This window comes from Spirillospora sp. CA-294931 (genome assembly GCF_050946795.1).
Classification (GTDB): Bacteria; Actinomycetota; Actinomycetes; order Streptosporangiales; family Streptosporangiaceae; genus Spirillospora.
Genome location: NZ_CP192006.1, coordinates 6,226,483 through 6,245,094, shown reverse-complemented (window position 1 = coordinate 6,245,094; position 18,612 = coordinate 6,226,483). Strand labels below are relative to the sequence as shown.

Annotated in this window: 14 protein-coding genes; 11 read left to right on the top strand and 3 right to left on the bottom strand. The window is 68.3% G+C overall.

The features are described from left to right. Positions 1 to 30 precede the first annotated feature (30 nt). A complete protein-coding gene (locus ACQPY4_RS28010; protein WP_433325740.1) occupies positions 31 to 1,032 on the top strand; it encodes a DUF5937 family protein in 1,002 nt (333 codons plus the stop codon). Here ACQPY4_RS28010 and ACQPY4_RS28005 read toward each other — a convergent pair. After that, positions 1,008 to 1,850 carry a hypothetical protein gene (locus tag ACQPY4_RS28005; protein ID WP_433325738.1) on the bottom strand — a complete coding sequence of 281 codons (843 nt, stop codon included), beginning with the start codon at positions 1,848 to 1,850 and terminating at the stop codon, positions 1,008 to 1,010. The genes ACQPY4_RS28010 and ACQPY4_RS28005 overlap by 25 nt on opposite strands. A gap of 550 nt (positions 1,851 to 2,400) precedes the next feature. On the opposite strand from ACQPY4_RS28005, the gene ACQPY4_RS28000 reads away from it, so the two are divergent. The 4 genes from ACQPY4_RS28000 (at position 2,401) to ACQPY4_RS27985 (ending at position 5,762) form a co-directional block, all read left to right on the top strand. Beyond that, positions 2,401 to 2,625, top strand: coding sequence for a hypothetical protein (locus tag ACQPY4_RS28000; RefSeq protein WP_433325736.1), 225 nt, complete (start codon positions 2,401 to 2,403; stop codon positions 2,623 to 2,625). A gap of 520 nt (positions 2,626 to 3,145) precedes the next feature. Further along, positions 3,146 to 3,757: a hypothetical protein gene (locus ACQPY4_RS27995; protein WP_433325734.1), complete on the top strand. Its 612-nt coding sequence runs from the start codon at positions 3,146 to 3,148 to the stop codon at positions 3,755 to 3,757. After that, entirely contained in the window at positions 3,754 to 5,163 is a 1,410-nt protein-coding gene (locus tag ACQPY4_RS27990) for a hypothetical protein (protein ID WP_433325732.1), read from the top strand. The genes ACQPY4_RS27995 and ACQPY4_RS27990 overlap by 4 nt, the downstream gene beginning before the upstream one ends. Before the next feature lie 119 nt (positions 5,164 to 5,282). Then, complete coding sequence (locus ACQPY4_RS27985) at positions 5,283 to 5,762, top strand: tyrosine-type recombinase/integrase (protein WP_433325730.1); 480 nt, start codon at positions 5,283 to 5,285, stop codon at positions 5,760 to 5,762. Between the two features lie 284 nt (positions 5,763 to 6,046). Here the strand turns inward: ACQPY4_RS27985 and ACQPY4_RS27980 are convergent, their stop codons facing one another. Beyond that, positions 6,047 to 7,096, bottom strand: coding sequence for a terpene synthase family protein (locus ACQPY4_RS27980; protein ID WP_433325728.1), 1,050 nt, complete (start codon positions 7,094 to 7,096; stop codon positions 6,047 to 6,049). A 292-nt stretch (positions 7,097 to 7,388) separates the two neighbouring features. On the opposite strand from ACQPY4_RS27980, the gene glnA reads away from it, so the two are divergent. From glnA to ACQPY4_RS27955, 5 genes are all read left to right on the top strand, one after another. Further along, complete coding sequence (glnA, locus tag ACQPY4_RS27975; protein WP_433325726.1) at positions 7,389 to 8,750, top strand: type I glutamate--ammonia ligase; 1,362 nt, start codon at positions 7,389 to 7,391, stop codon at positions 8,748 to 8,750. A 163-nt stretch (positions 8,751 to 8,913) separates the two neighbouring features. Next, a complete protein-coding gene (locus ACQPY4_RS27970) occupies positions 8,914 to 11,190 on the top strand; it encodes a hypothetical protein (RefSeq protein ID WP_433325724.1) in 2,277 nt (758 codons plus the stop codon). A gap of 16 nt (positions 11,191 to 11,206) precedes the next feature. Beyond that, positions 11,207 to 11,821: a hypothetical protein gene (locus ACQPY4_RS27965; protein WP_433325722.1), complete on the top strand. Its 615-nt coding sequence runs from the start codon at positions 11,207 to 11,209 to the stop codon at positions 11,819 to 11,821. 18 nt (positions 11,822 to 11,839) lie between these two features. Continuing rightward, entirely contained in the window at positions 11,840 to 12,766 is a 927-nt protein-coding gene (locus ACQPY4_RS27960) for a hypothetical protein (RefSeq protein WP_433325720.1), read from the top strand. A gap of 6 nt (positions 12,767 to 12,772) precedes the next feature. Continuing rightward, complete coding sequence (locus tag ACQPY4_RS27955) at positions 12,773 to 13,678, top strand: hypothetical protein (RefSeq protein WP_433325718.1); 906 nt, start codon at positions 12,773 to 12,775, stop codon at positions 13,676 to 13,678. 137 nt (positions 13,679 to 13,815) lie between these two features. On the opposite strand, the gene ACQPY4_RS27950 is transcribed toward ACQPY4_RS27955, so the two are convergent. Continuing rightward, positions 13,816 to 15,249, bottom strand: a complete 1,434-nt coding sequence (locus tag ACQPY4_RS27950; RefSeq protein WP_433325716.1) for an FG-GAP-like repeat-containing protein — start codon at positions 15,247 to 15,249, stop codon at positions 13,816 to 13,818. Between the two features lie 176 nt (positions 15,250 to 15,425). Here ACQPY4_RS27950 and ACQPY4_RS27945 point away from each other — a divergent pair, with 176 nt between their 5' ends. Then, a complete protein-coding gene (locus ACQPY4_RS27945; protein ID WP_433325714.1) occupies positions 15,426 to 18,509 on the top strand; it encodes a bifunctional [glutamine synthetase] adenylyltransferase/[glutamine synthetase]-adenylyl-L-tyrosine phosphorylase in 3,084 nt (1,027 codons plus the stop codon). Positions 18,510 to 18,612: the final 103 nt, after the last annotated feature.

The window sequence follows — 18,612 nt, the reverse complement described above, 5'->3', positions numbered from 1 at the left end:
CACTTTGAGTACTTATTTAGACTGGCCTAAATGATCCAGTTCCTGTTCACCCCAGACGACGTGGCACGCGTCCGTTTCGCCTTCTCGCCGCTCTGGGAGCTGGTGCACAGCCTGCGAGTGCTCGCGGCCCCGTCCGAGCACGCCCTGCACCTGCCCTGGATCCACTCGGCCCGCTCCCGGGTACAGGACCTGGACCTCGCCCTCCTCCAGACCCTGGTCCCCCAGGTGGGCTACATCCCCGACTTCCTCACCCCACCCCCGCAGACACCGCTCCCCGACTTCGAAACCGAACTGGCGACCGTCCGCGCCACACCCCCGTCGGTGGTCGAGGACGAGCTCCGCGCGCCCAAACCGCTCCACGACACCGCCCTGTGGGCCCCTCTCGCCGCCGAGCCCGAACGCACCCTCGACCGCGTCTCCACCCTCCTGGAACGCTACTGGGAGGCCGCCCTGGAACCCTTCTGGGATTCGATCAGGGACGTCCTGGAAGGCGACGTCCTCCGCCGCACGCGCGAACTGACCGCCCACGGCGCCGAGGGCCTGTTCGCCGACCTGCACCGCACCGTCCGCTGGACGGGCGACCGCCTGCGCGTCGACCGCGACTGGCACTACGACGGCGCGCTGAGCGGACGCGGGCTGCTGCTCGTCCCGAGCGTGTTCCTCCCGCACGTCTCGGTGATGCTCCCGCCCTACCAGCCGGTGCTCTGCTACCCGCCCCACGGCGTGGCCACCCTCTGGGAGTCCCGCCCCGCCGCACCCGCCGACGCCCTGGCGGCCCTCATAGGCCGCCGCCGCGCGGAGATCTTGACAGCCCTCGCCACCCCCGCGTCCACCACGGACCTGGCCCGCCGCATAGGCGTCACCCCCGGCGCCGTCAGCCAGCACCTGGGCGTTCTCAGAGCCTGCGGCCTGATCACCGGCCACCGCCTCGGCCGCCGCGTCCTCTACTCCAGAGCCACCCCAGGCGACACCCTGGTAACTACCTCCAACGAGCCGGCCCCCACCAGTCAATCCCCTCCGAAAGCCGGATAACCAGCCAGCGGAGCCACGTCCCAGCCCCCCGCGACCTCACGCAACAGCCATCGCATCGCCGCCGCGAACGCCGGAAACTCCTCCAACTCGCTCGCCTTCTCCCAACGATGCTTCAGCAATTGCCGCCTGCTCGGCGCCGGACGCCGCGTCGGATGGAGCGGCCCGTCCTCCACCGTGCGAGGCAGCAGAAACGCCGTCGCGGCCACCGTCCAGACCACAATGGCCTGCCGGACGCCCGCCTCCCACACCCCGTCATCGGCCAGCGCGGGATACACACCCACAACCTCCGCCCGATAGGCCGCCTCGACCCGCGCGGCCACCCCGGCGGGCAGCCTGAAAACGCACCAGCAAGTGGAAAACGGCATCCGGCAATACGCCGCCACCAGAAAAGCCGACTGATAACAGGCCGTCTCAAAATCGATCAGCCGCAAGCCGTCCGTGGTGAGCAGGTTGTTGTCCGGACAGGTATCACCCGGCGTGAAGACCGAATACTCCTCCCCACCCGCCGTCCCAACCCAAGCAAGCTCCTCACCAAGCCCAGGCACAGCCGCACCGCCGACCAGCTCAAGCAGCTCAGCCGCATTCCGCGCCACCCAAGGCTCGTCCTCCCAAGACGCCACACCCTTGTCGAACCGCGCCCACAACTCCCGAAGCTCCCCACGCCGATCCGCCGCCTCAACAGCCAGCCGCCCAAGGCCCCGAGCCCAAACCAGCAACCCGTCCTCCGCAGCCCGCGGGTCATCCCCAAGCAGCACATCCGCCAGCGAAGGCGCCTCCCCAAGATCCTCCATCACCAGCAAGGGAACCTCGGTATCCACCCCCAAGACCTCAGGCCCAGCAATCCCCAGCGAAAGCCCAGCAGCCTCAGCCGTAAAACACCGCAAAGCCTCCGGCTCCCCACCGAACGCCTTAACGATCACACTCCCCCCACCAGCGGTCTCACAACGCAGCACCGTGCTCCGCGAGCTCCCACCCAGATCAACCGCCCCGAAGACCCCAACCCCCAACACCTCACCAGCCGCCCGCAAGATCATCTCCACCACCCCATCCTGCCACCACCCCAAATCCCCCCACAGCCTGCCACCACCCCCACAACCAACCCAGCCCCTTTATTGGGAACGCCACGCCCTCCGAAACGACCACCAAACGGGTCCGAAAGAGCGCCTGCGTTCGAGTCGACAGCGAAACCCACCTTGGCCCAGGCGCCTTAAACCCGTATTAGCCACGCACGGTCACAGACGGCCGGAGTGCGTCGAATGGAGTCGCCCCGGAAGCCCCTCAACAGGCAGTGAACCCCTGGCTGGCACACCCAGTCGAACCAGGTCGAGCGCCATTGGCTCCCGCGCCCCCCCGGCGGGGAGATCCAGCATGCCCATCCAGATCACCGAAGCCCGCATGACCCTCGCTACCAACGGCACCATGACCGCCCAAGCCGTCCAAGTCGATGGAGCCTGGCAAGTCACCAGGTGGCCCCACCTACTGGACTACAACCGAGCCATCACCGCCGTGACGCTCGCTGAGCGCCTCGCCCAGGGTCACTCCGAAAGCGACCCGTTCCTCAACTCGTGGCGAGAAGAGTTGGCCGGTGGCTGATCGCTATATCCGAATCACGGCTGCTCTCGCCGTGTTGCCCGTCGCGATCGTCGATTTCCCCTCACGGCCGCCATCGGGGCCTGTGGTTTAGAGGCCGAGGTTCTCTGCTCCGCCCAGGCTCAGTTTGGGTCAGAGCGCCCGCGACCTTCGCCAGCACCCGCTCCTGCTTATCCAATCGGGGTGCGGATCGCGATGCGCCCGGCGTCCGCCAGCGGCCGGGCGGCCCAGTTCCTTCGCACCGCCAACCTTGGTGCGCTACGTCTTCCCGGCTGCGCTGGGAAAACGACCATCAACACCCCAGCAACTCAGTGTTGGTCGAGTGATCATAATCCTTGTCAGCTTCGCCTGATCGCACGTTAATCTGGCACGTGACCGGGGGCGCCGCTGCCGCCAGTGGATGACATACGTCGCAATCACCAGCAGGGAACGCCAAGCCAGCCACACTGGCACGTGGCGTTCCAATCACAGGTGGATCTTCAATCCATTGCCATCTCCACGATGCTGATATATCCTCCGGAAAATGGTGGCGGGTGAGTTGCGACAGCAGACCGGCAGCATCGGCATAGAGCGAGCTAAGCGATGGCTAAACTACTCGACTCGCGTCGCGACGATCTATGCGAACACCGACAAGGTGTTTAAGGACCTGCTGCATTTCCAGTGGCCCCACGGCGGTCAACCGTTCAGCTTTGACCTAGGGGGCAAGCTACGCGGCGGCGACCTGCATGATCAATCGTTTATGGCGGAGGTCAAATCCTACCGCTACGAAATGGACTCCCCCCAGGAGTATCGTAAATTTGTCGCCGAATGCTACGTAGCGTTCCAGGAAAAACCAGATCGGTGCGACAATCTTATATGGTTGTCCTGGGCCCCCTTCCAAGCGCAGCGCTGGCATGAACATCGGAGCGCGGATTTTATCAAAAAGCACCTCCTTCATGCCGACAACGTTTTTCGAGTATTTGGAACGAATTCCTTCGAGGAAGCGCAAAGCAAGTTGGATGAGCAAGTCGTCTATGAGCTGACCAGTCGCCTATGGTTGCTGACTCTTTGCGACGAGCAGGAAGGCTTGGTAATCACAAGCGATCATTATAAGCATCTTATAGCGTACATGGGTATCGAGGAGGAATCCCAATGAGCGGGCAGTTTGGAACAGCCCTACGCCATGCACTGGAGTTTGATTCACCCGATCGACGTATCGACTCCCTCAAAACTAGTGTAAGCAATGTCCTGCGCTCCGGCGACCCGTCTGTTCGCGTTAGAAAGACCGAGTACTTCAACCACACATTCGTGCCAGACCTGGTATTGACCTGGCCGGAGGAGAAGCGGGAGAGGCTGGTCTTTCTGCGCACCAATCCGAACCCAGAATGGCTGGCGGCCGATCTCAAGGTAATTGCATCTAGTCATCCGATTATGTTCACACTGGATGACTTCGGGTCGGAACATGGTTCAAGCGCTCATGAAGGCTTGATGGCGGCAGCCAAGGAGGCGCGTGCCCTAATCACGGAGCCGGATGCAATCGAGGAGTTTGTGTCCCCCCGCACCCCGATCACTGCGGTGCTGACGCACGCTGTTATCCGCGGTGGTCTGGGCTTGGTCGATGAGCAGACAGCAAGAGGCGCGACCGAATCAGCCATCGCAGGGCTTTCCGCTGCGGAGAGCCTGGAAGCGGGGCCGATTAGATCGGCGCTCGCAGCCGCCGAGGGAATGCTAGACGACGAGCAGGCTAGCCGACTTAGTCGCCTTTACCAGGTGGTCTGGGAAGGTAAGGGTGGATCTCCAGAAAATTTCCCATCCTCCCGCAAGTTGGCCGGCCCCATAACAGGCAAGGATCTTTCTCTAATTCTTGCAACACTGACTAGTGAGGATGTGCAATTCTGGCGAAGGATCGGCCGCAGTATTGGACTCGAGCAGGTAGTGGCTATCGGGCCAGAATCAGGGCCAAATCTGGGACGTCTAGTCCAAGCAAATTTGGATCGCCTGGAGGCGCGGGGTGCGCGTGTCTTTGGACAAAGCACTTCCGACTCAGAAGAGCAACAGGCGAACTGGGGTGTAGAAAAGGGCTGTCTAGCACTGCACGGCGACGGCTGGATCGCTTACTTTGCCGCTAGGTCAAACGAATTGCCTCCGTCTGAGGCGCGACGCGGTGTGGCAGTCAATACGTTGATTGATGGCATCCGGCAGTTGAATGTCCGTATGACGGACGTCAAAGTCCAGCAAGCTAACTTCGCCATCTCAATCGAAGCCGTCGGCGATGCTGATGTTGTCGACAGTCCAGACTTTGGCCAACTAGTAGCTCGCGGCGACTCAGTGGCACAGGTCGCTGCAATAGCAATGGCCAGCAAGCGGAATCTAATAGCGGATTTTATTACCGGTACGGCCATGGGGCATACTAACGCCACTTTTCCCCTTACTGAACTTGCTCAAGCCGCGGTTAGACTTCTGCTTGAGTTGAGCCATCGGCATGTTCCCGATGCGGACGTGAGACTGGTTTCTGGCCGTGATCCATCACCAGTTCAGGATCGACTATTTAATGAACCCTAAGGTGGCTCCATAGATCGTGATCTTGTCATCGACGGTGAAGCGGGCTCAGCGCTGGAGCTCTTCATCAACCTTGCCAGCAGGGCAGTATTAAGACCAAGGCGAGCCGTCGCGGATTCACCATGGCGGACAATGCCGTTGACGGCTCAAGGCACTCCGCAAGCGGTAAGCCGCAGAGAAGTTCGAAGCGAGCGACGCCTCCAAGGACCACAACCTGGCGTTCCGCCACGAGGATGATAAGTCCCGCCCAGACGGCGACGTTCTCCGCCGCTTCCAGAAGCTCAAATCAGCGACTGGCATCGGCTCTGACCTGGGGACCGCGCGAGCTCCGGCACACCTTCGCATTGCTGATGAGCGGCCATGAGTTCTCCGACGAGGAGATCAGTGACCTCGTAAGCCACTCAAGCACGCAGACCACTCGCAGCGTGTACCGCCACCAACTCCGCCCCATCGTTCGCAAAGACAGCGAGAAGATGAACGAGATTTTCAAAGACGAACAAGACCGAGGCAGCCTGACGAGTACCACCCATGTCGGCCCCCAGTCTGATCCGCATGGCACCTGCGCAGGTACGCACCCCTTAAATGGGCTGAAACCGCCATAGTCGAGGCTGCACCTGCAGCAGAGATCGGGCGCCTATCTCGCGGCAGCCCGTGATTCGTAATGGCCGCAGAGTATGGCTGTTCCTACGGAGGGCGCAGCGTGCGGTTGATCGCGAGTGGCGGCGTGAGCCTGGTGGCTATTGCCTCACCTGAATGGTGTCTCCTGAACGGTGGGGGTGCGGGGGGCGAAGCCCCCCGCCTTGGGGGTTTGGGGGCGGGAGCCCCCAATGGGGCTGTCCGAGCGGAGCGAGGGCCATGCCTTTGGGGGGGTGAGGGGGTGTCGGGCTTAGGGGTGGGGGCGGAGGGAGGCTAGGGCGTCTAGGCGGTTGGTTCTTTGGGTGGGGAGCAGGGTGGGGGTGTCGTCGGTGGCGTTGTAGCGGCCGGATTCGATGACCCAGTCGAGGTGGGCTCGGGGGGTGTCCAGGAGGACCTTCACGACCTGTTTGGTGATGGCGCGTTCGTAGGGGGTGAAACGCATGCGGTTCAGGAAGGAGGGGAGGGAGCGGGCGGCCGTGCGGACTTCCTCCACGCGTTCGGCGATGCGGTCGACGACCATTGCGGCTGCCTGGTGGGGGCCTATGCCGTAGGTGGTGGCGAGGACGGCCACGTGGTTGTGGGATTCGGAGCGGGCGGCCTCGCGGGCGTAGGAGGCGACGTCGTTCGTCCAGGCGATGACGTCGGCGGTGCCCTCGCTCATGACCTTCCAGGCGGGGGTGATCATGATGCGGCCGGGGAGTTCGACGCCCAGGATCGGCTCGGCCAGGTCGTACAGGTAGGGGCCGCAGGCTCGGCGGCGGAGGGCGGGGTACTCGGCCGCGGTGGGGGTGTGGCCCGTCCGGCGGTTGACGGCCTCTTCGGCGCAGCCCGCTCGGTGTTCCTCCATGTGCAGGAGGAAGCGGCGGCGCCAGTCGCGGCCCATTCCGTCGGACGTGGCCTGCCACAGTTCGACGAGGGTGGACTCCACGGGCCTGGCGCCCGGTCTGGCGTGGCCCCGGCGCAGGGCGCGCAGGAGGTCTTGGTAGAGGGCGTGGACGGCCGTCGCGCTGCCCGCGAGGGAGGCCTCGTCGATCATGTCGTCGAGGGCGAACGTCCAGGTCAGCCAGCGGGCGAACAGGTCGACCCGGTCGGGGTCGGCGGTGGGCAGGACTCGGGCGGCCAGCCGCTCGCACCGGGCGCGTCCCAGCCAGGACGTGTCGGGGTCGCCCAGCACCAGGCCGCGCGAGCGCGACCAGGCCGCCAGGCGCTCGCCCAGCGGCCAGGCGTCCGGGTGCATGGCCGACGGGACGGCCAGCGCGGGCACCCGGTCGGTCAGCGAGAGGAGCAGAGAGACGTCCACGATTCGGCCCACGCTAACGAGCGGTTCCGAAGGCTTTCCAAGATCGCCACGTCAATTTTCGGGAAACGCGGCCGCACGCCCCGGACCTGCGGGACCGTCCGGTGTGGCAGAGTGCGAGATGCGCGCTACGTGCCGGTTGGGTCGTTCCACGGGGCGATTAACGTCGCGGTAACAGCCGCCAGGCATACTGCAAGGTAGCCGGGCCTGTCGAGAGCTGCGCGAACGCGTTGGACGGCGCCGGACGCGGGTAGGGCTCGTGGCAGACGGCACGGTTTCGTCAAGGGAGAAGGCTTTGGACCGTCAGCAGGAGTTCGTGCTCCGGACGCTGGAAGAGCGCGACATCCGGTTCATCCGGCTGTGGTTCACCGACGTTCAGGGTTTCCTGAAGTCGGTGGCCGTGGCTCCCGCCGAGCTCGAGGGCGCCTTCGCCGAGGGCATCGGCTTCGACGGGTCGGCCATCGAGGGCTTCGCCCGCGTGTACGAGGCCGACATGATCGCCAAGCCGGACCCGTCCACGTTCCAGGTGCTGCCCTGGCGCAGCGAGGCCCCGGGCGTCGCCCGCATGTTCTGCGACATCCTGATGCCGGACGGTACGCCGAGCTTCGCCGACCCCCGGTACGTGCTCAAGCGGTCGCTGGCGCGGGCGGCTGACCTCGGGTTCACGTTCTACACCCATCCCGAGGTCGAGTTCTTCCTGCTCAAGGACCGCCCGGAGGACGGCCGCGAGCCCGTCCCGGTCGACTCGGGCGGCTACTTCGACCACACCCCGCACAGCGCGGCGCACGACTTCCGGCGCAACGCGATCATGATGCTGGAGGCCATGGGCATCTCGGTGGAGTTCAGCCACCACGAGGGCGCCCCGGGCCAGCAGGAGATCGACCTGCGGTACGCCGACGCGCTGACCACGGCCGACAACATCATGACGTTCCGCCTGGTCATGAAGGAGGTCGCCCTCGAACAGGGGGTGTTCGCCTCGTTCATGCCCAAGCCGTTCACCGAGCACCCCGGCTCGGGCATGCACACCCATATGTCGCTGTTCGAAGGCGACCGCAACGCCTTCTACGAGCCCGGTGCCGAGTTCCAGCTCTCCAAGGTCGGACGCGCCTTCATCGCGGGCGTCCTGCGGCACTCGTCCGAGATCACCGCGGTCTGCAACCAGTGGGTCAACTCCTACAAGCGGCTGTGGGGCGGCGTCGGCTCCACCGCGGGCGCGGGCGGCGAGGCCCCGTCCTACATCTGCTGGGGGCACAACAACCGGTCCGCGCTCGTGCGCGTCCCGATGTACAAGCCGCAGAAGGGCCACGCGACGCGCATCGAGTTCCGCTCGCTGGACACCGCCGCCAACCCCTACCTGGCGTTCGCGGCGATCCTCGGCGCCGGCCTCAAGGGCATCGAGGAGGGCTACGAACTCCCGCAGGGCGCCGAGGACGACGTGTGGGCGCTCACCCCGGCCGAGCGCCGCGCGCTCGGCATCGAGCCGCTCCCGCAGAGCCTGGACGAGGCCATCCACGCGATGGAACGCAGCGAGCTGATGGCCGACGTGCTCGGCGAGCACGTGTTCGACTTCTTCCTGCGCAACAAGCGCCAGGAGTGGGAGGACTATCGGCGGCAGGTCACCGAGTTCGAGCGGCGCCGCCTCATCGCCGTCCTCTGACCCCGGCCCGGTCGGGCGAGCCGCACACGGGAGCGACTAGGTCACTCCCGGCAACACCCCCCACGGATACGTCCACCCGCAGGTGGCCCCATCTGTGGCGCGCGTCACACCATCCGGTTTTGATCTTCTTCGTATCATTGAGCGTCAAACGGATAGTTGAGCAGTGTTTGCCCTGGGGTCAAGTGGCGGGAGTCCTGCGTTGAGTGGCGTGATCGATCCGAGCGCGATTCCGATCCCGAAGGCGAACCCGGATGATGTCGAGGCGGCGGGTAACGCGCTGAAGAAGGACGGGACCGGTATCTCTCAAACCGGTCATGACATCAACTCTGGTTGGCAGGGCCTGTCGGAGTTTTATGTCGCGCCGGAGTCGGGTCTGCTGCTCAATGCGCCCAAGCCGGTGGCCGCCGCGGGTGATGCCTTCAAGGGCGAGGTGACGACGGTCGGTGACGCGTTGATCACCTTCGCCGGTGAGGTGCGTCCCATCATCAGCAAGATCCAGGGCTTGAAGTCCTCGGCCCAGACGTTCCGGAACAAGATCGACGGCGATGATGACTGGCGCAAGGACGAGGACAAGGTCAACGAGCACAACAAGCTCAACAACGACGTCCTGGCGGCGCTGGCGCAGTATCAGGAGGCCGAGCGGTCCTGTGCCAACAAGATCACCGGCATCTTCGGCGGTACCCGTTTCGTCCCTGGGGACGGCAAGCCCGGTGCGGGCGAGAAGGGCTACGGGATGGGCAAGGCCCCCAAGGATGTGGAGACGCCTTGGGCCAAGCCGCAGGAGCACGACAAGCCTTGGTATGAGGACGCGTGGAACGGCGTCACCGACTTCGTCGGCGGCATCCTGACCGACCTGGGCGACCTCACCGGCCTGCACGGCAAGGACGGCTGGCTGTGGGACGGCGGTAACTGGCTGGACAACATGAAGAACAACTACACCCAGGTCCTGCAGGACCTGGGTGGCCTGGTTGGTCTGCATGGCAAGGACGGCTGGGTCTGGGACGGCGGGAGTTGGTGGGGCAACTTCTCCGGCGCCTGGACCGAGGTCGCGCACTCCTTTGTCCCGTGGCGCGAGTGGGGTGATCGTCCGGGCTATGTCATCACGCAGAGCATCTTGAACATCGGCAGCCTCGCCATCGGTGTGGGTGAGGTCAAGTTGATCTCCAAGTTGCTCAAGCGCGGAGACGCCGACGCTCCCAACACGCGCGACGGCGACTCCGACGGCGACGGCCGTCTGGACGACAACGCCGACCTGCCCAGCAACAACTCCGACCCCAACCTCACCACCCGCGAACTGCAGAACGAGCTCGGCGAACTCGACATCAACGACAAGGAGCTGAGCGAGCTCCAGAACTCGCTGGATGACGCCGGCGACTTCAAGGACCGCGAGCCCGCCAGCGTCCCCGACCGAGAGCAGAACGGCGACACCGATCCGCCCAAGGACGACCAGCCCGGGAATGGCACGGACCCGGGGAAGGATGACCAGCCTGGGAACGACTCGGATCCGGGCCAGGAGAACGACCCGGGGCAGAACAATGAGCCGGGGCACGAGAACGACCCGGGTAAGGAAGACCAGCAGCAGCCGCCCAAGGGTGATGGCGGGGACGGGCCCAAGGACCCGCCCGGGGACAAAGATCCCAAGGGGAACGACGGCGGCGATGACCCCGAGCGGGAGAAGGCGCTCAAGAAGGCCGACGCGCTTGAGGACTCGCTGCGCAAGGGCGGGCTCTCGGACGAGCAGATCGAGCGGCTGCGGGGGGACAACCCGCGCGACGGCGACCAGTGGCAGCGCCTGGCCTCGGCGCTCGAACAGAACTTCGGCAAGAAGACGCTCAAGGCGGCGCCGGACATCCATAGTGACGCGCTGCGGTTCGCTATGGAGGGGGCCGACAACCCGCGTGCGGTCGCCTACCGGTACGAGTATTTCAAGGCGCGTTACGACGAGGCCATGCGGGCGGTCGAGGCGGACGTCAAGTCGGGCGACCTGCCCGCGGGCACGAACAAGGCGAAGGCCGCGGTCGAGCGGTTCAACGAGATCGATGTCCGCGGGGACCTGGAGCGGGACGTCGCCGATGTCCGGGCGGCCCGGCCGGGCGGGGGCGGTATCGACCCCGGCCTGAAGGGCGACGCCAGGACGGACGCCGTGCGCGGCCAGGCCGGCGACATCGGCATGGGCAACGACACGTCCTCGGCCTACCACGCCCGCAAGCACTACAAGGAACTGCCCGACTCCGAGAAGCACGGCGACATCGTCAACGACTACCTGAACAGTGCCGAGCGTACGATTCGCGAAGGGGAGCTGCGGTCTCGCAACGTGGACGAGGACGGGACCGAGCGGCTGGAGTTCGTGCGTGAGGTGGATGGCGCGAAGCTCAGGGCCGTGGTCATCGTGCGGCCGGACGGCAAGATCGTGATGCCGACCTACGGCCAAGTCAAGTAGGGAGAGGGCGACGGCAGTGACGGACGATCGGATCGCCGATCTGGTGGCCAGGCTCGAAGGGGCCGGGCCAGGCGACGATGCCCGGACCGTGGCGAGTGATCTCCTGGAAGTCTATCTCGCGCTGGCGGGCTGGGAGAGACGTGATCCCGCCGAGGCCGAGGCCCTCCGGGGCCGGGTCCGGCGCAAGGAGATCGCCGACCTCTTCGGAGCCGACGACGGTCCGCAGGGCGTGTTCTCCGCCGAGGTGGGGGAGGTCGACCTGTGGCTGACGCGCGGCCGGACGGACGGCTTCCGGATGACGTGCGAGCATCGCACCGCGCTTCAATTGTTGCTGGATGACTACTCTGAGTGGGATGTGGTCGCCGGGTTCGTCCTCGATGACCTTGAGGAGACCGACGAGGAGATCCGCGAACTCGACGGGGACGCCACTCCCGTGCACAGGGGGCAGATCCCCTCGTGGGCGCCCAGGTCGTATTGGTGGTGGTGGATGCCAAAGCCCGTTGACATGTGGGAGTACCGCGCGAGGGTCTTCTCGGGAGATCTGGAGGAGCACCAGAGCAATGCGCCCGGGTCGGCCGAGTGGCTCCGGTGCGGAGACAAGGAGTGCTGGTGCGCCACCGCACCGGCGTGACGAGGATGGTCGACAGCGATGGCGAATGAAGCGGACCCGCGGCTGGTCGCGGTGGCCGATCCCGGGCGGATGCAGGCACGCCTGGACGCTGACCTTCACGAGGTCGCGGCGCTGGGGCGCTCGGGCGCGAGCGTCGACCTGACGCTCGGTGACGCGTCGATCCCCGAGCAGGTGCGGCAGGCCGCCGGGCTGCTCGGGTTCGAGTCGCCCGTCGACGCGGCCACGCAGTCGCTGAAGCACATCGATGACCTTCCCGCGGACGAGCGCGGGAGCGGCTCGCCGATCGGTCCGTACCACCGGGCGGCGGGGCGGACGGTCGCCGAAGGCGAACTGAAGGCCCACACGACGAACGCGGGCGTGCGGCGCCTGGTGTTCCAGCGCGTGGCGCCCGTCGCGGCGGGCATCTCGGTGACGTTGGAGGCCGCCGTCCGCATCGAGGGTGCCGGGCGTCCCTACCTGGAAGCGTTCGGCTGGACGACCCGAGGAGCCGTCTACACCTTCGGCGGAACCCGCGGGGGCTACCTGACCGAGGCACTTGACGGGTTGCGGGGGGACGGCCCGTTCGACCAGGTCATGCTGATGGTTCTTGCGACGGGCCTGGGCCTGCCTGGCGATGACGACCAGGCCGGCCGGATGCCGTTGGCCGAGTTGATGGCCGGGCGCGGCGGATCGCTCGGTGCCTACGTCTCGAAGGCGGAGTCGTACGCGCTCGCCGCCGGAGCTGGGGGCGCGTTCGGTGCGTGCCTTTACCGGTCGGCGCTGGAGACGCTCTTCGAGAACTACCTGGGTGGCGTGGCGTTCTCCCTTGTCGACATGGACGACGTGAACGACGTCGACGAGGAACTGCGCGACCGGCTGCCCTGCTACGATCCGCTGCCCAGCGAAGCGGTACCACCGGGAATTCCGCCGCATCACTGGTGGTGGGAGTCAGCGGTGAGGCTGTGACCCCATATGGAGATATTTGAGGTCTCGGTCCATGTGAACGATCTCATTGAGGAGCTTCTGCCCCGCGTGAACCCGGACGCCCGGTTCGACCGCGACCTGGCCGAGGTGCAGATCGCGGTCGGTGGTTTCGTTCCTCGAGCCGGTACTTGGGGAATCCTGGAGCGGTGTGCGCGGGAGCCTCGCGAGAGCTGGCCCTCGCTGGTCGAAGACTGGTTGCGTGACCTGAGTGACAGTCTCGCTCTGGCGATCACGGAGCTCGACCTCATGGGGGACGTCCGTGAGCTGTGCGAAAGCTTCCAGGATCTGCTGCGCGTGCGCGTCGTGCCGAAACTGACCGAGGCCGAGCGCGAGGGCATGGTGGTCATCGCGGTGGGGAGGTACTTCGATGCCGTCGTGGTCATCGACCTGCCCCATCGCCCCAAGCCTCTGAGTCGAGACCTGGCGGCCCTCATGGGAATGAACCGCCGCCTCGGCAGCGCCGTCACGAATACCCATGACCGCTTGGCGGACGTCCGGCTCCATGAGATGCCGCTGACCATGACCGAGTCGGTTCGGGTGGTCTCCCAGCCCGGATCCCGGTATGTCTCGGCACTGCTCACCGAGGTGCACCGATTCCTGCCGGACGCGGGCGGCGCCGGTGCGCTGCTGGCCCTGCCCTCGCACAGCACGATGCTGCTCTACCCGATCGGCTCGGCGCCCGTGAGCGAGGTCCTGCCGGTGTTCTTCCAGGTGGCGCGAGACATGCACGCCGCATCCGATGATTCGTGCACGCCGAAGGCCTACTGGTGGCGGCCCGGCAAGGGTCTCATCGAGCTCGACCCGGCCGTACCGCCGTCGACCCTCGCCGCACCTTCCAACGCGCCCGCCCGCCGTCATCGCCGTCGCCCGCTGCGGCGCCGACGGTCAAGCTGATGCCACTCGGGCACCGCGCCTGACTGCGGCCTTGCCGGTGCGCCGGGAGGACTATCGGCGGCAGGTCACCGAGTTCGAGCGGCGCCGCCTCATCGCCGTCCTCTGACCCCGGAGGGCCAGAGGACGGGTGGTGGGGGTTAGGGGAGCAGGGGGTCGCCGAGTAGGGCGTTGCGGCGGGCTAGGCCCAGGGCGTCTGGGCCGAAGTGGCGGAGGCCTGCCAGGGTCACGCCGGTCTTGGCGCCGCGGAGGATGTAGACGCGGCCCTCCCAGCGTGTGAAGGCCGTGCCCGGTGGGGTCCAGGTGTCCTCCATTGGGGCGCCGACCGACACCTCGGCGCGGCCGTCGCGGTTGAGGTCGGCGACCGACAGGCCCTGGCCGAAGTAGTCGCCGCGCTCGGCGGTCCCGGGTATGCCCTTGGTGTCCTGGGAGAAGCCCTGGGCGCCCTTGGCGGTGAGTCCCTTGGGGCCGCCGTAGAGGATCGTGACGCTGCCGGCGTTGCCGGCCTTGCCGATGTCCTCCAGGGGCGCGCCGACGGCGACGTCGGCCCGCCGGTCGCCGTTGACGTCGCCGACGGCGAGCTGGGCGCCGAACTCGTCGTTCTTCTCGCCCGTCCCCGGGACGCCGGGGGTGTCCTGGGTGATGGTCACCGGCTTGCCGAGGCCGGTGGCGGTGCCGAGGAAGACCTTGATCGCGCCCTTGTTCGGCTCGCCCTCGCCGGTGTCCTCGGTGCGGCCGCGGGCGATCAGGTCGGCTTTGCCGTCCCCGTTGACGTCGCCCGACACCCCGGCGTCGCCGATGTCGCCGCGGATGCGCCGGGCGGGGCCGAGGCCCTTCGGCGAACCCAGCCGCAGCTCGACGTACTGGTAGGCCGGGTGGCCGTCCATATCGGCCACGACCTGCATGGCCAGGTCGGTGTAGCCGTCCCCGGTGAAGTCGCCCCCGGTCGGCAGGGCGAACCACAGGCCCTCGTCGGCCGAGGCGGACGTCCTGGTCCCGGCGACGGGCCGGTTCTTGAAGTCGGAGTAGGTCATGAAGTGGTCGGCGCTGCGTCCCGGTTTGAACACCAGGTCGGGCACGCCGTTGCGGTTGAAGTCGCCGACGACGAGCTTGACCCCGGCGTCGCTGCCCCCGGCCTTCAGATGGACGGTGCGCGCCGTCAGGCCCTTGGGCCCGCCGTACACGATGACGACGCCCTTGCCGAAGGGCGTGCCGATCGCCAGGTCGGAGTAGCGGTCGCCGTCGAAGTCGGCGGTGGCGATCGCCGAGGCGAACTGGTCGCTCTCGGCGGGCGCGCCCGGCACGCCGGGGCTGTCCTGGTCGAGGTGCTGGCGCTTGCGGGTGTCGGGCCCGGCGGGGCCGCCGTAGACCACGGTGACGAAGCCGGCGTGGCGGTGGCCCTTCACGTAGCCCTCGGGGCTGCCGATCACCAGGTCGCGGTGGCCGTCGCCGTTGAAGTCGGAGGTCTGGGGGCGGGGGGCGGACGCCGCGTCGCTGGCGGGCACCGTGAAGGTGAGGACAGCGGCGGCTCCCGCCGCGACCGTGGCCGCCGCGGAGATCGAACGGATTCTCATGCACATCCCTGCTGTCGTCGGGTGTTCCTGGAACGTTCGCGGGGGAGTCGTGAGGGAGACGCCTCAAGATCACTGTGGGTTTACCCCGGGTGCGGCGCGGAGGTGGAGACGGAATCGAGATCTCCGCGCCGCGTGCTTCCCCTTCCACCGGGTGCCCGTCCGAATAGGTTGAGGAGGTGACCGAGTCGTGGACCCCCGACCGCCGTCCCTCCCTGGCCGGACGCCTGGCCAGGCTTGGCTTCACCGACCCGGGACGGGCCGAGCGCGCCCTGCTGGACGCGGGCCCGGGCGCCGCGGGCCTGTCCTCCGGCGGGCTGCTGGAGCGCCTGGGCGCCACGGCCGATCCCGACCTCGCCCTGGACGGCCTGCTGCGCGTCCTGGCCGTGCCGGACACCTCCCACGACGACCTGCGGGCCGCGCTGGCCGAGGAGCCGGACATGGCCGGACGCCTGCTGACGGTGCTCGGCGTCAGCGCCGCCCTCGCCGACCATCTCGTCCGCCACCCCGGTGACTGGCGGGTGCTGCGCGACGCCCCGTCCGGCGACGACGCGGCCGAGCGGCAGCCGGAGCGCCCGAGCCCGGCCGAGCTCCGCGCCGAGCTGCTGCGCGCCGTCGGCGCCGACCCCGCCTCGGCCGAGCCGGTGGCCCGCGACGCCGCACCCGACACTCTGGTCGATCTGCGCGCCGGATACCGGCGCCTCCTGCTGGCCCTGGCCGGACGCGACCTGACCGGCGGCGCCGACGACCTGCCCGGGGTCGCGGCGGAGCTGGCCGACCTGGCCGCCGCCGCCCTGGAGGCGGGCCTGGCCATCGCGCGCGCCGAGGTCCCCGAGCACGTCTCGTGCCGCCTGGCCGTCATCGGCATGGGCAAGTGCGGCGGGCGCGAGCTCAACTACGTCAGCGACGTCGACGTCATCTTCGTCGCCGAGGCGCGGGAGGGCCACCCCGAGGACGCCGCCTTGCGCGCGGCCACCCGTATGGCCTCGGCCATGATGCGCGCGTGCTCGGCCAGCACGACCGAGGGCTCGCTGTGGGAGGTCGACGCGGCGCTGCGTCCCGAGGGCAAGTCCGGGCCGCTGGTGCGCACTCTGGCCAGCCACCGGGCCTACTACGAGCGATGGGCCAAGACGTGGGAGTTCCAGGCCCTGCTCAAGGCCCGTCCGGTCGCCGGGGACGCCGAGCTCGGCGGCCGCTACATCGACGCCATCGCGCCGATGGTGTGGAAGGCCGCCGCCGGGGTCGGCTTCGTCGAGGACGTCCAGTCGATGCGCCGCCGCGTCGAGGCGCACCTGAACGAGCGGATCGCCGAGGCCGAGCGGCAGCTCAAGCTGGGGCCCGGCGGCCTGCGCGACGTGGAGTTCGCCGTCCAGCTGCTCCAGCTCGTGCACGGGCGCACCGACGACACCCTGCACGGCGCGGCCACCCTCGAGGCGCTCGCGGCGCTGTCGGCGGGCGGCTATGTCGGACGGGACGACGCCGCCGCGCTGGCCTCGGCCTACCGGTTCCTGCGCCGCGTCGAGCACCTGGTCCAGCTGCACCGGCTGCGCCGGACCCACATGGTGCCCGACGACCCCGCCGACCTGCGCCGCCTCGGCCGCGCTCTGGGGCTGCGCGCCGACCCCGTCCGGGAGTTCACCGGGCAGTGGCGGCGGCACGCCCGCGAGGTGCGCCGCATCCACGAGAAGCTCTTCTACCGTCCGCTGCTGCGCGCCGTGGCCCGTCTCCCCGGGGAGGAGGCCAGGCTCACCCCCGAGGCCGCCCGGTCGCGCCTGGAGGCGCTCGGCTACAACGACCCGGCGGGCGCCCTGCGTCACATCGAGGCGCTCACGTCGGGGGTGTCGCGCCGCGCGTCCATCCAGCGGACGCTGCTCCCGGTCATGCTCGGCTGGTTCGCCGACGCGCCCGATCCCGACGCGGGGCTGCTCGGCTTCCGCCGGGTGAGCGACGCGCTCGGGACCACGCCCTGGTACCTGCGGCTGCTGCGCGACGAGGTGACCGTGGCCGAACGGATGGCCTGGGTACTCGGATCGAGCCTGTACGCCACCGACCTGCTCCTGCGCGCCCCCGAGGCGGTCACCATGCTCGGCAGCGCCGCCGAGTTGGCGCCCCGGCCGTTCGCGGCGCTGCGGACCGAGGCGCTGGCCGCCGTCCGGCGCCATGCCGACCGCGACACCCCCGCGACGGGCAGCACCGCCGAGGACGCGGTCGCGGTCGTGCGGGCGCTGCGGCGCCGCGAGCTGTTCCGGGTCGCGGTCGCCGACCTGCTCGGCCTGGCCGACGTCAGGACGGTCGGCGAGGCCCTCACCGACATCGCGACCGTGACCGTCGAGGCGGCGCTGCGGGCCGCCATCAACAAGATCGAGCTGGAGCGCCGGAGCCCCCTGCCGACCCGGATGGCCGTGGTCGCCATGGGCCGGTTCGGCGGCCACGAGCTCGGCTACGGCAGCGACGCCGACGTGATGTTCGTCCACGACCCGCTGCCCGGCGCCGACGAGCGCGAGGCGGGACGCGCCGCGCACGCCGTGGCCGAGGAGCTGCGCCGCCTGCTGGCCCTGCCCGCTCCCGACCCGCCACTGGAGATCGACCCCAACCTGCGTCCCGAGGGACGCCAGGGGCCGCTGGTGCGCACGCTGGCGTCCTACGCGGCCTACTACGCCCGCTGGTCGGCGCCCTGGGAGAGCCAGGCGCTGCTCCGCGCCGACCCGCTGATCGGCGACCCCGACCTGTGCGAGCGGTTCCGCGCGGTGATCGACCCCGTCCGCTGGCCCGAGGACGGCATCGACGAGGACGCCCTGCGCCAGATCCGGCGGCTGAAGGCGCGGATGGAGTCCGAGCGGCTGCCGCGTGGCGTCGAGCGGCGCCTGCACACCAAGCTCGGCCCCGGCGGCCTGTCGGACGTGGAGTGGGTCGCCCAGCTCCTCCAGCTGCGCCACGCCCAGGAGGTCCCCGCGCTGCGCACCACCCGGACGCTCGCCGCCCTCGACGCCGCCGTGGCGGCGCGCCTGCTGGACGCCGAGGACGCCGCCGTCCTGTCGGAGGCGTGGGAGCTGGCCACCCGGATCAGGGGGACGATGATGCTCGTGCGGGGGAGGGCCTCGGACCTGCTCCCGACCGACCACCACCACGAACGCAGCGCCGTCACCCGGGTGCTGGGCTACCCGGGCGCCGGGGACCTCCTGGAGGACTACCGCCGGTGCGCGCGGCGCGCACGCGCCGTCGTCGAGCGCGTCTTCTACGGCGAGGAAGTAGCCGGCCTCTAGGCGCCCGGCCAGGCGGACGGCGTTCGGCTCCGAGGAGGGCGGACGGCGTTCGGCTGGGAGGAGCGGACGGCGTCCAGCTAGGGGGGACGGCGCCCAGCCAGGG

Bases quoted from the DNA above. Each gene is read 5' to 3' on its own strand.
- ACQPY4_RS27950 (WP_433325716.1), bottom strand. From the start codon at position 15,249: ATGAGAATCCGTTCGATCTCCGCGGCGGCCACGGTCGCGGCGGGAGCC.
- ACQPY4_RS27960 (WP_433325720.1), top strand. From the start codon at position 11,840: ATGGCGAATGAAGCGGACCCGCGGCTGGTCGCGGTGGCCGATCCCGGG.
- ACQPY4_RS28010 (WP_433325740.1), top strand. From the start codon at position 31: ATGATCCAGTTCCTGTTCACCCCAGACGACGTGGCACGCGTCCGTTTC.
- ACQPY4_RS27955 (WP_433325718.1), top strand. From the start codon at position 12,773: ATGGAGATATTTGAGGTCTCGGTCCATGTGAACGATCTCATTGAGGAG.
- ACQPY4_RS27985 (WP_433325730.1), top strand. From the start codon at position 5,283: ATGGCGGACAATGCCGTTGACGGCTCAAGGCACTCCGCAAGCGGTAAG.
- ACQPY4_RS27990 (WP_433325732.1), top strand. From the start codon at position 3,754: ATGAGCGGGCAGTTTGGAACAGCCCTACGCCATGCACTGGAGTTTGAT.
- ACQPY4_RS27995 (WP_433325734.1), top strand. From the start codon at position 3,146: ATGGTGGCGGGTGAGTTGCGACAGCAGACCGGCAGCATCGGCATAGAG.
- ACQPY4_RS28000 (WP_433325736.1), top strand. From the start codon at position 2,401: ATGCCCATCCAGATCACCGAAGCCCGCATGACCCTCGCTACCAACGGC.